We start from the raw sequence: 12,615 nt of genomic DNA, 5'->3' as shown, positions 1-12,615 counted from the left end.
AATGTTATACACTTTTCCGTTTCCTTACAACAATAGAGGCGCCACCATTAAGTGCATGAAGTTTCGGCGGCAACGCTGGCAACTGGCTGCAGCGCCGGGGATGATAGTTCATGCTGCTTGATGTTTCGGGTCTGACGGGGTTGCCGGGCGGACCGTACCATTTCACCCTCGCGGCGGGTGAATGTGTTGTGATTTCAGGCGCATCCGGGATCGGGAAAAGTCTGCTGCTGCGGATGGTCGCGGATCTTGATGAAAACCACGGCGATGTTTCACTACACGGCGTCTCACGCGCGTCCATGCCCGCGCCGCATTGGCGCCGGCAGGTGATTTATAATCCGGCGGAACCGGGTTGGTGGGCGGAACAAGTCCGCCCGCATATGCGCCCGGCCGAGGCCGCCTTAGCGCTACTGCCGCGACTTGGCCTGCAGGAAAAACTGCTGGATGCACCAGTGAGTCAGCTTTCCACCGGGGAACGGCAGCGCATGGCGCTAATTCGCGCCGTGATCCGCGAGCCCCGGGTTTTGTTGCTGGATGAGCCCTCCTCCGCGCTGGATGAGGCTTCGACTCTACGCATGGAAGCGCTGCTGGCGCAGTTGACCACGACCGGAATGGGGCTGGTAGTGGTCACGCATAACGAAGCGCAGGCGCGACGGATTGCGCATCGGCGGTATGTGATGACATCCGGCTGTCTGGCGGAGATCATCGTATGAATCCTGTGAATTTGTCGCCCGCCAGCCTTGGTATTACCTCGTCGCTGATTTTACTCTGCGCGGCTTTGTCTTTGATATTGTCGCTCCAGGTGCACCGGGCGCTGCTGATCGCGGCGGTGCGGATGGTGGTGCAGCTTTTGCTGGTTGGCTTTGTGCTGCGGCTAATTTTTGAAAGCTCAAATGTCTGGCTGACACTACTGGCGGCCGCCGCCATGGCCGCCGCCGCCAGCTATGAGGTGGGGGCTCGGCAGGAATATCGCTTGCCGCGCGCATGGCAACTATTGACGGCAGGCAGTGCGATTGTGCCTTCCACGCTAATTGTCACCGTGCTGGCTTTGACAACCGCGCTGCGGCCATCGCCCTGGTACGATGCGCGTGAGGCCCTGCCTTTGGCCGGCATTCTGCTGGGTAATGTAATGAATGCGGTGAGCCTATCGCTGAATAGTTTTTTCGGCATGGTGCGGCGGGAGCGTGCTTCCATCGAGGCGCGGCTGGCGCTGGGTGAAGGCCGGTATGTCGCGTTACAGGGGGCGGCGGTGCGGTCTATCCGCATGGCTTTGATCCCGACAATTAATGTAATGAGCGCGGCAGGGATTATCACGCTGCCCGGTATCATGACCGGCCAGTTGCTCGCGGGCATGGACCCGATCGCCGCCGCAAAATATCAGATTCTGCTGATGTTTTTGATTGTTGGCGGGAATTGCCTGGGAGCTTTCGCGGCGGTGTACGTTGCGATTTTCCGCCTCACGGACAAGCGTGAAAGGCTTCGCGCAGACCGGCTGGAAAGCCGTGCCAAATAAAATTTTCCGCGCCGTGAATGTCGCGGTTCTGTCATAAAATAATCACGAAGTAGTAAAACAGACCGGAAAAGTTTTTTGGTAGTACCCGCTACACAAATCAACAGGAAGGTACTTACCATGTCTGGTCTCTGGGGATTCCGCGCGCGAACAGCGCTGCGCGGCATGTGTTCCATGCGCAGTCTGTATGTCGGGCTCGCCGGATTCATGATTGCACCGGCCGCGTTGGCGCAAAGCGCCAGCACGCCGGTCAATCTTGATCTTGGTTCGGTTCTGGCCACGGGCACCAATAATCCCACCAATCTGATCAACACACCTGGTACGGCACCGTATGAGGCACCCTCCACGACGCCACTGCATTCAGGCCAGCCGACCTCGGTTGTGTCGAAGCATACGGTCGATAACCTGCTCACCGGTACGTCCAGCTACGCGGATGCCGCGCGCCTGACGCCGTCTGTCAGCAACATCAACCCGAACGGCCCGGGCCTTTCGGAAACGACGGGCCCCACTATCCGTGGTTTCCAGGATGGCCAGTACAACGTCACCTTCGATGGTATTCCCTTTGGTGACTCTAACGACTTTACACACCACTCCACCTCCTTCTTCGCCAGCTCCATGATCGGGCAGACTATTGTTGACCGTGGTCCGGGCCAGGCGGAAACGGTGGGCGATGCGACTTTCGGCGGCACAATCTCCCTGCGGACGATCAACCCCTCGCCGCAGCGCAAGCTGACCATCAACAGCTCCTATGGCAGCTATAACACTTCGGACAACAGCATCCGTGTAGATACCGGCGCGATCCCGGCTCTGAACGGTGCATCCGGCGTGTTCATGGTGGAGCACATGCAGAGCGACGGCGCGTTGACAAATGCAACCCAGCAGCGCACGAACTTTTTTGGCAAGGTGGTGATTCCGCTGAGCACCAGCACCACGCTGACCTTGATGTCCGACTATAACCAGCTTTATCAGAACCAGCCGATGGGCGCGACGCTTTCGCAAATGTCAGCGCTGGGCTGGAACTATGCTTACAGCAGCGACCCGAATTCACAGGCTTACTGGCGCTATAATAATGACCATATCACCACCGATATGGAATATGCCGATCTGCAATCTGCTCTTGGCGACGGCTTCCTGTATGACGGCAAGATCTACACCTACGGCTATTATCACCATGGCATGAATGGTGACGACCCGAACGACACCACCGCCGATGGCGTGACGCAGGCCGTGGCCTCCGGCGCGGTCCCGAATGAGGTGGTGCTAACGCCGGGCGGTACGGCAGTGCCGGGTATTCCAGGCCAGACGATGATGATGGATTACCGCTCCGTCGGCACCATTCAGCGTTTGCAAAAAGATTTCAACTGGGGTGACCTGAAGACAGGGTTCTGGTTCGACCATCAGGTGAACACCCGCCAGCAGGCTGAAGTTTCGCTCACCAACGGCAATGTTCCGAATTATGACCCGCTGGATGCGAATGGCGGCCAAGTCACCCCGACCAATAATAACGGCGCCATCGACCGTCTGCAGTATAACCAGCTGTACACCTTCCAGCCTTACGGCCAGGTAGATTGGCATGTGACCCGCAAGCTGACGTTGTCCGGCGGCTTGAAGTGGGCTTATTTCCGCCGCGCCATGGATGCGCCAGTGAACCAGAAGACCGAGACGGCTACTGGGTACACCAAAAACTACCAGAAGCTGCTGCCGTCCTTCGACGCCAAATACGCGTTCACGCCGAATCTCTCCGCATATTTCCAGGCGGCTGAAGGGTTCCTGGCGCCGAACCTCAATACTTTCTACACCACCGCGCTGAACAGCGAGAGCGTGCAGCCGGAAAGCACGATCAACTTCCAGACCGGCTTTGCCTACCAGACCCGTCATTGGTCCGTTGGCGGTGACATCTACAATATTCACTTCCAGAACTATATCGACCACAAAAAGGTTACTGTTAATAATACAAAAGAGACCATCTATTATAATAACGGGGGCGTGATTTATCGCGGTATTGAGGGTGAACTGGCTTATACGTTCAATAACGGCGTGACGCTGTTCGGGAATGCTGGCTACAACCAAGCCTTCCAGACCTCTACCAACATCAAGATCACCAACGCGCCGCAAGGCACCGCCAATCTGGGTGCGATTTACAATCATAACGGCATCTACGCCGCGGTTCTCGATCAGTGGACCGGCGGGCAGTATAGCGGCAATAATGGCGTGAACATCGCAAACGGGCAGAAAGAAGGTAGCGCGGCTTCCGGTACCTCGCCCGGCGGTTGGTACGACCCGTATAATGTTGTGAACATCACGCTGGCTTACACCTTCAACCATGACAATCCCAACAAGGAGCCGATCAAGGTTAAGCTGAACCTGAACAACGTGACCAACCAGAAGCAGATCATCTTTGATAACGGCACCAATAATGCTGGCGACTTGCTTTACTACCGCCTGACCGGCTTCGCGGCATTTGCATCAGTGAGCGTGCCTATCGGATTTGGTTCCTGACATTTGCATGACCTGGAAGGACCGCCGTGCGGGCGGACCTTCCTTTGTTTTTGACTCGAATTTGTCACACTTCATCGCACGGACTTTGGTGTAACGCGGCGCAAACGAGGAGTATGTAACGTGTCCGTCAAATATATCGTCTACCTAGCCAATTATTCCGATGGCATTCTTTATGTCATGGCTGTTTTGTTGCTCCTCGCTCTGGCTGTCATCATCGATCGTTTCTGGACCCTGCGCCGCACGATTCTGCGCGGGCACTCCATCATCCAGGCGACATCTGAAATGGCCACGCTGCGCCAGGGTGAATTCATCGCTTTGGCCAAGCTGGCGAAAAACCTGCCCGAGGCCGGGCTGCTAGATACCGCCATGCGGCATCAGGGCATGGTAAATTCAGAAACCATGGCCAACCGCCTCGAAGAAACCGTAATGCTGATTGCGCCCGCCCTGGACCGCCGCCTTTGGCTGCTGGACACAGTAATTACGCTGGCGCCGCTGATGGGGCTGTTTGGTACCATTATCGGCATGTTCCACGCGTTCAGCATTTTGGCGACTCCGGGCCATGCGCCGTCTGAAGTGACGGGCGGCGTGGCGGATGCGCTAGTGGCCACGGCGTTTGGTTTGTTCATTGCCATGCTGGGCCTGGCTGGGTTCAACGCGCTATCCAATCAGGTGCGTCTGATTGTGCATCAGTTGGAATCGCTGAAGACCATGATCGTCAACCGTACCGATGGCGCTCCCGTGGTGCCCGCCACGAAGACCGGCGCCGCGCCGGTTTCCGCCAAGCTCGCCACCGCCTGAGCCCGACAGATCATGCGTTATTTTGAACGCCGCAAGGCGCGCATCGAAATCATTCCGATGATCGACGTGATGCTGTTTTTGCTTGTGTTTTTCATTATCCTCACGATGCGGATGATCCCCGACGCGGGGGTGACCATGCAGCTTCCCAACGCGTCTCAGGCGGCGCAACTGCCGCACCCAAAATTTCTGGTCAACGTGCTGCCTGATGGCACCATCAAAGTGAAGGGTAAGGTGATGACGCCGGATGCGCTGACGTCTCTGTTTGCCAATGACGGCGCGCCGGACAAGACCGATGTAACCATCGCCGCTGACAAGGCCACCGCGTTTCAACATTTCATGACCGTGATCGACGCGGCGAAGAAGGCCGGTGTGACCAATATCGGCATTGCTGCGCAACCCAGCGCGGCCAGCCAGTAACGGACAGATGCGATGAGCCTCGCCGGAAGCTGGGACAACCCAGCGCAAAATAAAAGCCGTTTCATGCTGGCCGTTGGCGCTAGTCTCGTGCTGGAACTGGTGGCCATCGGGATGCTGCTGCCCGCCTTCCAGCACGAAAAGCCCCCGGCGTTGAAACAATCCGTGGTGAAAATCTCGATCCAGGCCGCCCCTCAGGCACCCAAACCGCCGCCGCCCGCACCAAAGCCGCCACCGCCGCAGCCGGTCACACCGCCACCACCGCCTACGCCGGTGCCGCCACCGCCGCCAAAGCCCGTGCCCGCTCCGTCTTTGCCAAAGCCACCACCGCCGCCGGTGCCGCGCCGGCCGGTCGAGCATGTGGTGCACCATGTTGTGCCGCCCCGGCCCGCACCGCCGCCGCACAAACCGGCACCTCCGCAGCCGCTAACCCCCCCAGCGCCGGCGCTGCCGCCCGCCCCCTCTCTGGGGCAGGTGGATAAATTCCGGCTGGAAATGCGGAATGCGGTACAGGGCGTCGCCAACCAAGTTTACCCCGCCGCCGCACAAATGGCACATGAGGCGGGCACACCGGAAGTGACGTTTGTATACCTCAACGGCCAAGTCACGGATATCAAGCTGGCGCGCTCCAGCGGGTACCCGATGCTGGACCATGCCGCCATGCGGGCGGCACGCATCGCCCATTATCCGCCGCCGCCGCCTGGCTTCGCGGGGCGGCGTTATGAGGTCACCGTGGCGGTGGTGTTCGAAATGGCCGCCCCAAGCATCGACGCCGACTGATCGCCGGGCATAACCCAGGAACAGGAAGAGCATTCAATATGCGTAAGCTTATCGCGGGTATTTTTGCGGCGATTATCGTGGTGGTGGGGGCCATGCTGCTTTGGCCAAGCGCTGCCCCTGGCCTAGTGCTTTATACCGGGCTGGATTACGGCCCCGCCGTGGCTGCCGCCTTTACCAAAAAAACCGGCGTCAAGGTGAATGTGGTCCGGCTTTCAACCGGCAGCCTGCTGGCGCGGATTGTGGCACAGGGGCAGCATCCTGACTGGGATCTGGCCTGGTTTGACGGCGCAACCGCCGCTGCCTCACTGGATCAGGCGCATCTGCTGGAGCACGGCCTGCCGGCCCCGGCGAAACTAACCAAGCTGGGTGAAAGCTTGGTCAGCCCGGACGGGTCTTATATTCCCACCGGGTTGACGCTGGCGGGGGTGTTCATCTCCGACCCGTCACGGCTGGCCAACCCGCCCACGACGTGGAGCGACCTGCTCACACCTGCATATAAGGGGCAGGTGGGTATGAACGACCCCTCAATCTCCGGTCCCACCTACCCGATGCTGGCCGGGATGCTCGACAATGCGGGCGGCTGGCCGCAGGGGCAAAGCTATGTTCTGGGGCTGAAGGCCAACGGGCTGCATATGTTCGCCAAAAACGACGCCACGCTGGCGGCGCTGAAATCCCAGGCCATCAGCCTGGCCATCGTACAGTCCTCAGCGGCTGTGTTCTATGCGGCGCATCATCCGGGCTATCATGTTACCATCCCCAGCCCGGCTTATACCCTGCCGAACGTGATGGTAGAGGCCGCCGGGCTGTCCGCCCGTCGCAAGCAGGAGGCCGCGCGCTTCATGGCCTTTGCCATGCAGCCGGACATTCAGGCCCTGCGCCAAGCCAAGGGCGATGCGGATGGCTATTACTGGCCGATCACTGAAGGCGCCCCGGCCCCGCTGCCCGGTCTGCCGGACCTTGCCACGCTGAACACCATGAAGTTGAACCCGGTTAGCTGGGGAAAGCTAGAGGACCGAATCAATGGCTGGTTTGCAAAGGTGATGAGCGGCGAATGAAAGCGCCGCGAGCCGCGTTGCTGCTGCTTCTGGCGCTACTGCTGGTTTATCCGCTGGCCCGGCTGCTGGTACTGCCGCTGACGGGGGGCGCAGGTGGCAGTTTGGCGACGGGCTGGCGGCCCTGGCTGGATTCCACCGGTTTCGCGCTGGCAACAGGACTGATTGCCGCCCCGCTGGGGGCATGGCTGGCGCAGGTGCTGGAAACCAGATCAGGCGTCGCCGTGCGGGCGCTGGGGCTGGGGCTATGGCTGTTGTTCTTCATGCCCGGCTATGTGCTCACCACCGGCTGGCTGGTGGTGCTCAGCCATCCAGTGTTGCGTAACGGGGTGTTCGGCCATCTGTTTTTGGGCCCGGCGGGGCTGCTGTTTTTGTATTTCCTGAAGGCCCTGCCCTTTTCCGTGTTCGTGGCGCGGGCCACTTTTGCTGGGGCCAGCGCCACGTTGCACGAGGCCGCCATGGTGCTGCGCCTGCCGATGTGGCGGCGGATGGGGTTGAACCTGCGTCTGGCCATGCCCGCCATGGCAGCGGCCTTTACCATCGCCGCGATCGAGACGATGCAGGAATTCGGGATTCCCGCGACGCTCGGCGTGACCGGCAAAATCCCTGTTCTGACCTACAGCATCTACCAACGCCTCAACACGACCCCGACGGATTTCGCGGGCGCGGCGCAGCTTTGCTGGTGGTTGATCGCCAGTGCCGCGCTGCTAGCGGTGGTACAGATTTACGTGCAGCGGCGTTATCAGGCGGTGCTGGTGCATGGCAAAGCACGCCGGGCGCCGCGAACGCGTCCGGTTGGCGCGGTGCGGCAGGTGCTCAGCCTGGGGGCGTGTCTGCTTTGGGTAGTGGGGCTAGCGGCACCGTTGCTGGCATTGGCCAGCGTGGCGGTAAGCGGCAATCTCGGCGTCATCGACCTGTCCGCCATTCCGCGTTCCTTGGGGTATGGCGTGCTGGCCGCGACCATCACATTGGTGATCGCGGTTGCGGTGCTGAAGCTGCAGCGCGGCCAGCATCCGCTTTTCAGCGGCATTATTCATGCAGGGCTCACCGCCAATATGGCCGTGCCAGGGCTGGTGCTGGGCGCTGGCTACGTGGTGGCCTTCAACAATAACATCCTGCCGCTTTACGGCACGGTGCTGCTGCTATTGCTCGCGTATGCGGCGGGAACCCTGCCGATGGCCATACGGCTGCTCGGCGGGGCGATGGCGCAGCTAGACAGCAAGCTGGACGAGGCGGCACGGATTTTCGGCCTGCCCTTGCAGACACGGCTGATCGATATCGAGGCCGCCTTGCTAATCCGTCCCGCGCTGCATGGCTGGCTGCTGGTGGTGGGAACGGTGATGTTCGAACTGCCGGTCTCGGAGCTGCTCTATGTGCCGGGCCAAGTGCCTCTGGGCGTGGCGATTGTGTCTGCTGACATGACTGCGCGCTATAACGAGGCGGCGCTACTGGCGCTCTTGTCCATGGGGGTGCTGGCGCTTCTGGCGGCGGGGTTAAATCTGGCCTTGTATCTGAGCCATGCACCGCGCCTTACCGGTCAGGAGGCCGCATGACGTTTTGCCTTGACATTAAAGGCGCCGGGCGGTGCCTGGGCGGGCGCGAAATCCTGCGCGGGATTGATCTGACACTGCCCGAGGGTGAGTTTCTGGTGCTGGCCGGGGAATCTGGCTCCGGCAAGACCACGCTGCTGCGGCTGATTGCGGGGCTAGACCGAGCGGATGCCGGGCGGATCAGCCTCAACGGCGCGCTGGTGGATGATGCGGGCCGGGTGTTTCTGCCCGCTGAACAGCGCGGGCTGGGCATGGTATTTCAAGATTTCGCGCTCTGGCCGCATTTGAGTTGCCTCGAGAACGTAACCCTGGCGCTGCCCCCCGGCACGCCAAAACGTAACGAGGCCGCGATGGCGTTGCTGACCCGGCTGCGGGTAGAAGGGGTGGCCAACCGCCGCCCGGCCCAACTTTCTGGCGGGCAGCAGCAGCGCGTGGGCATTGCCCGTGCCTTGGCCTGCCGCCCCAGGCTGTTATTGCTGGACGAGCCGTTTTCCAGCCTGGACCTGGAAAGCCGCGAGCTGCTGCGCGAAGAATTGCGCGAGAGCGTGCGCGAGGCCGGGATTTCCGCCGTGCTGGTCAGCCATGACCCTGAAGATTGCTGGAAACTGGCGGATCAGGTAGCGGTGCTGGAACATGGGGTGATCCGGCAGCAAGGCACGCCCATGTCTTTGTGGCAGAGGCCGTCTTCGCCATATATTGCCCGCTTCACCGGCGCATTGGGGGGCATCCGCGTGCCGGTAGTCTCGCACGGCGAGGCCGCCGCCGTGGAGATTGGCGGGCATTTCCTCAGCCCGCCCGGCGCGGCGCCGCGCGGGGAGATGGCACGGCTGTTCTGGCGGGGCGATGCCATACGCCCAACACCGACCGGGCAAGGAGGCATTGCGGCGGAAGCAGTGAAAGTCTCTTTCGAGGCTGGACGGTTTCACATACGCTGGCAGCTAGCCGGGCAGGAGCTGCATCTGAGCGGCTATAGCGACCGCCCGGTGCAGCCCGGGCCACATAACATCACCGTCGATCCGCAAGGGTTGTTCTGGTTCGACGTCAAAGGGGGGTGCAGCCGTGACTGGGATACTGATAGCAACGTTTCTCACCGCTGCGGTGGAATGGGTCGAGGCTTACACCATCATTCTGGCGGTGGCGCTTTCCATCGGCTGGGGAAAGGCTTTGCAGGCCGCCGGCGCGGCGGTCGTGGTTCTGGCCACCCTCACGGCGGGGGCAAGTTTTCTGCTGACCCGCATTCATGACTTGGTTATTCTGCAATTCATCATCGGGGTATTTCTGACGCTGTTTGGCGTGCGCTGGCTGGGCAAGGCTGTGGCACGCGGCGCGGGGCTGAAAAAGCTGCACGACGAGACAGCGGAGTTTGCCGCCCTGCAGGCCCGCGCGGATATTCACGACGTCCGTGCCGCATGGCTCATCGCCTTTAACGGCATGTTGCTGGAAGGGTTGGAGGTCTGGCTGATTGTGGTGACTCTGGGGGTGCAAACCGGGCATCTCACCAGTGCCGCCGGAGCGGCCTTAGCCGCGCTGGCCGTGGTGGCCGGGGCGGGTTTCTCGCTGCGCCGCCCGCTTTCGAAAGTGCCTGAGAACAGCATTAAATTCACGGTCAGCGCGGCGCTGTTGAGCTTTGGCACTTACTGGATTCTGGAGGCGCTAGGTTATCATTGGCCGTTGGGCGATGCCGCGCTGCTGGCGTTGTTCGGCCTTTACGTGATGGGCGGGCTGGGACTTATTCGGCTCTACAACCCCAGACAAGCCGCCATGAAGGTGATCTGATGCAAGGCTTCTTCAAGACCTTATTCGGGGACAAGCGGACGCTGGCCGTGGCGGGCCTATCTATCCTGGTAACACTGGGGGTGCTGCACTCGCCCGCCGCCTCAATGGCCGGGCTGGCGTTGCCGCTGTGCCTCGTGGCCGGCGCAGCTTATCTCGCCAAACATTAGCCGGACGGCTCAGGCCGCGGGCAATGTGAGCCGCACCGTTAGTCCGGCCTTGCCCTCGGCCAAGCTGAGGCGCCCGCCGTGCAGCGCCACGATGGCCTGCGCCAAAGGCAGCCCCAGACCGTGGCCAGGGCGCTGGCGGGCGGTGTCGAGCCGGACGAAGCGTTGCAGAATCCGGCCTTGCGCCCCGTTGGGAAGGCCACACCCGTCATCTTCAATGCAAAGCTCCACCCATCCGCTTTTCATCCCGGCATGAAGCGCGGCGTTGGCAGCCCCCTTGGCGTGCAAGGTGATATTGTCGAGCAGATTGACGAACAGCTGGGCCAGCAGCTCACGGTCGCCATGCACATTCAGCGCCGGAGCGATATTGGCCTGGAAAGTGATACCATGCTCGGCCAGCACCGGCTCGTAACTTTCCGCCAGCAAGGTCAGCAGGGCTGAGAGATCAACCAGGGTAAAATGCGCCCGCCGCGCACCGGATTCGACCTCCGCCAGACGCAGCATCGCCGCGAAAATCCCCAGCGCTTGGTCGAGCTGGGCGACGGCCTCGTCACACACCGCCGCCAGGGCCGGGTCCGTGAAGCGGGCGCGAGAGAGTTCCAGATGTTCGCGCAGCCGCGCCAAGGGTGAACGCAGATCGTGGCTGATATCGTTGGTGACCTGCCGGAGATTCTCCATCAGCTCCTGAAGCCGCTGGAGCATCTGGTTCATCTCCGCAGCCAGACGATCGAATTCATCATGCGAGCTTCTGAGAGGGATGCGGCGGGAAAGATCACCTTCCATAATGTCATGCAGCGTGGTGGCGAACTGGTCCACTCGCCTGAGCGTGCCGCGCGCCGCCAGCAGGCTGATCAGCAGCCCAAGCGCCAGAATGGTGCCGAACACCGCCAGGAATGACTGGGCAATGAGGCTTTTCAGGGTCAGCAGGGCGCTGGCATCGGCAGCGATGAACAGGCGCTCCCCATTCGAGAAGCGCAAGGCAGTACCGCGAATGGCCAGAACATGGGGCGGCAGGGGCAGGCCCGGCTGGCGGTTGAGCGTTTTGGGGCCGCTCCAGCGGCTGGCCACGGCGGAGGAAAGATGGAAATTCCCCGCCTGCCAGCGCCCATTCGGCGCCAGGGCAGCGTAAAACAGCCCACTGCCCTCGGCCAGTGTGGCCTGCACGTTCCAGGCAATGCCTTTATGGTTGCGGTGAATATCGCCCAGAATATCCGTCTGCGCGGCGGTCACGCGTTCATCGATCTGGTCGCGCCAGCCTACCTCAACGGCATGATGCACAATGCCGAATACCAGCAGCGCTCCAGCCAGGGAGACCAGAACGCCCAACAGCGTGAGGCGGAAACCGGAGATACGCCAGAGCGATCGGGCCGCGCCTTCAAACCACATCCAGCTTGTACCCGGCGCCGCGATAAGTGTGGATCAGCGGTGCGGCGAACCCCTGGTCAATCTTGGCGCGCAGGCGGCTGATCTGGGCCTCCACGATGCTGGTTTGCGGAGTGAAGTGAAAGCCCCAGACATCCTCCAGCAGCATCGTCTTGGTCACCACCTGGCCGCGATGCCGCAGCAAATATTCGAGCACCTCATATTCGCGGGGTTTCAGTTCGATTTTTTGCCCCGCGCGCCAGACGGTGCGGGTGGTGCGGTCCAACTCCAGGTCCCCCACGCGCAGCTTAACCTGCGGCGGCGGCACGCGCGCCCGGCGGGTCAGGGCAGACAACCGGGCGGATAGCTCGGCAAGGGCGTAGGGTTTAACCATATAATCATCACCCCCGGCGCGCAGCCCGTCCAGCCTGTCATCCAGACCGCCCAGCGCGGTGAGAAACAAAGCCGGGGTATGCACGCCAGCCCCTCGCAGGGTCCGCAACACGCCCAACCCGTCCAGCCCGGGGAGCATACGGTCGATAATCAGCACGTCGAAATTACCCGCCGCGGCAGCCAGAAGCCCGGCCCGGCCATCCACCGCCACCTCAACCTCATGCCCCTCCGGCGCCAGACCGGCGCGCAGATTGGCGGCGGCCTTGGGATCATCCTCGATCAACAGAACCCTCATGCGCGCAGCCTGACCTGTCCTACCG

13 protein-coding genes are annotated in these 12,615 nt (G+C 61.5%); 11 read left to right on the top strand and 2 right to left on the bottom strand.

Annotation, left to right across the window (positions count from 1 at the left end):
• Positions 1-110 precede the first annotated feature (110 nt).
• From BUB54_RS09845 to BUB54_RS20760, 11 genes are all read left to right on the top strand, one after another.
• On the top strand, positions 111-710 hold the full coding sequence (locus tag BUB54_RS09845) for an ABC transporter ATP-binding protein (protein ID WP_048878077.1): 600 nt from the start codon (positions 111-113) through the stop codon (positions 708-710).
• Complete coding sequence (locus BUB54_RS09840) at positions 707-1,510, top strand: ABC transporter permease (RefSeq protein WP_048878078.1); 804 nt, start codon at positions 707-709, stop codon at positions 1,508-1,510. The genes BUB54_RS09845 and BUB54_RS09840 overlap by 4 nt, the downstream gene beginning before the upstream one ends.
• 117 nt (positions 1,511-1,627) lie before the next feature.
• Positions 1,628-4,006 carry a TonB-dependent receptor gene (locus BUB54_RS09835; RefSeq protein WP_048878079.1) on the top strand — a complete coding sequence of 793 codons (2,379 nt, stop codon included), beginning with the start codon at positions 1,628-1,630 and terminating at the stop codon, positions 4,004-4,006.
• Between the two features lie 120 nt (positions 4,007-4,126).
• Positions 4,127-4,804: a MotA/TolQ/ExbB proton channel family protein gene (locus tag BUB54_RS09830; protein WP_048878080.1), complete on the top strand. Its 678-nt coding sequence runs from the start codon at positions 4,127-4,129 to the stop codon at positions 4,802-4,804.
• A gap of 12 nt (positions 4,805-4,816) precedes the next feature.
• Positions 4,817-5,221 (top strand): ExbD/TolR family protein, encoded by a 405-nt coding sequence (locus BUB54_RS09825; RefSeq protein WP_048878081.1) that lies wholly within the window; start codon positions 4,817-4,819, stop codon positions 5,219-5,221.
• 12 nt (positions 5,222-5,233) lie between these two features.
• A complete protein-coding gene (locus tag BUB54_RS09820; protein ID WP_048878082.1) occupies positions 5,234-5,998 on the top strand; it encodes an energy transducer TonB in 765 nt (254 codons plus the stop codon).
• A gap of 38 nt (positions 5,999-6,036) precedes the next feature.
• Complete coding sequence (locus BUB54_RS09815; RefSeq protein ID WP_048878083.1) at positions 6,037-7,053, top strand: ABC transporter substrate-binding protein; 1,017 nt, start codon at positions 6,037-6,039, stop codon at positions 7,051-7,053.
• Positions 7,050-8,603, top strand: a complete 1,554-nt coding sequence (locus BUB54_RS09810; RefSeq protein WP_048878084.1) for an ABC transporter permease — start codon at positions 7,050-7,052, stop codon at positions 8,601-8,603. The genes BUB54_RS09815 and BUB54_RS09810 overlap by 4 nt, the downstream gene beginning before the upstream one ends.
• Positions 8,600-9,844 (top strand): ABC transporter ATP-binding protein, encoded by a 1,245-nt coding sequence (locus tag BUB54_RS21135; RefSeq protein ID WP_073211523.1) that lies wholly within the window; start codon positions 8,600-8,602, stop codon positions 9,842-9,844. Before BUB54_RS09810 ends, BUB54_RS21135 begins: the two co-directional genes overlap by 4 nt.
• Complete coding sequence (locus BUB54_RS09800; RefSeq protein WP_241869339.1) at positions 9,726-10,376, top strand: hypothetical protein; 651 nt, start codon at positions 9,726-9,728, stop codon at positions 10,374-10,376. The genes BUB54_RS21135 and BUB54_RS09800 overlap by 119 nt, the downstream gene beginning before the upstream one ends.
• Positions 10,376-10,543 carry a hypothetical protein gene (locus BUB54_RS20760; RefSeq protein ID WP_158320083.1) on the top strand — a complete coding sequence of 56 codons (168 nt, stop codon included), beginning with the start codon at positions 10,376-10,378 and terminating at the stop codon, positions 10,541-10,543. Before BUB54_RS09800 ends, BUB54_RS20760 begins: the two co-directional genes overlap by 1 nt.
• 9 nt (positions 10,544-10,552) lie before the next feature.
• Here the strand turns inward: BUB54_RS20760 and BUB54_RS09795 are convergent, their stop codons facing one another.
• Entirely contained in the window at positions 10,553-11,926 is a 1,374-nt protein-coding gene (locus BUB54_RS09795; RefSeq protein ID WP_048878086.1) for a sensor histidine kinase, read from the bottom strand.
• A complete protein-coding gene (locus BUB54_RS09790; protein ID WP_048878087.1) occupies positions 11,916-12,590 on the bottom strand; it encodes a response regulator transcription factor in 675 nt (224 codons plus the stop codon). Before BUB54_RS09790 ends, BUB54_RS09795 begins: the two co-directional genes overlap by 11 nt.
• Positions 12,591-12,615 lie beyond the last annotated feature (25 nt).

It is taken from the genome of Acidocella aminolytica 101 = DSM 11237 (assembly GCF_900129125.1).
Taxonomy (GTDB): Bacteria; Pseudomonadota; Alphaproteobacteria; order Acetobacterales; family Acetobacteraceae; genus Acidocella; species Acidocella aminolytica.
This window is presented reverse-complemented; position numbering and strand designations above follow the sequence as displayed.

Coding starts and splice junctions, on each gene's coding strand:
- BUB54_RS09790 (WP_048878087.1), bottom strand. CDS start 12,590: ATGAGGGTTCTGTTGATCGAGGATGATCCCAAGGCCGCCGCCAATCTG.
- BUB54_RS09840 (WP_048878078.1), top strand. CDS start 707: ATGAATCCTGTGAATTTGTCGCCCGCCAGCCTTGGTATTACCTCGTCG.
- BUB54_RS09845 (WP_048878077.1), top strand. CDS start 111: ATGCTGCTTGATGTTTCGGGTCTGACGGGGTTGCCGGGCGGACCGTAC.
- BUB54_RS09810 (WP_048878084.1), top strand. CDS start 7,050: ATGAAAGCGCCGCGAGCCGCGTTGCTGCTGCTTCTGGCGCTACTGCTG.
- BUB54_RS09825 (WP_048878081.1), top strand. CDS start 4,817: ATGCGTTATTTTGAACGCCGCAAGGCGCGCATCGAAATCATTCCGATG.
- BUB54_RS20760 (WP_158320083.1), top strand. CDS start 10,376: ATGCAAGGCTTCTTCAAGACCTTATTCGGGGACAAGCGGACGCTGGCC.
- BUB54_RS21135 (WP_073211523.1), top strand. CDS start 8,600: ATGACGTTTTGCCTTGACATTAAAGGCGCCGGGCGGTGCCTGGGCGGG.
- BUB54_RS09815 (WP_048878083.1), top strand. CDS start 6,037: ATGCGTAAGCTTATCGCGGGTATTTTTGCGGCGATTATCGTGGTGGTG.
- BUB54_RS09795 (WP_048878086.1), bottom strand. CDS start 11,926: ATGTGGTTTGAAGGCGCGGCCCGATCGCTCTGGCGTATCTCCGGTTTC.
- BUB54_RS09820 (WP_048878082.1), top strand. CDS start 5,234: ATGAGCCTCGCCGGAAGCTGGGACAACCCAGCGCAAAATAAAAGCCGT.
- BUB54_RS09835 (WP_048878079.1), top strand. CDS start 1,628: ATGTCTGGTCTCTGGGGATTCCGCGCGCGAACAGCGCTGCGCGGCATG.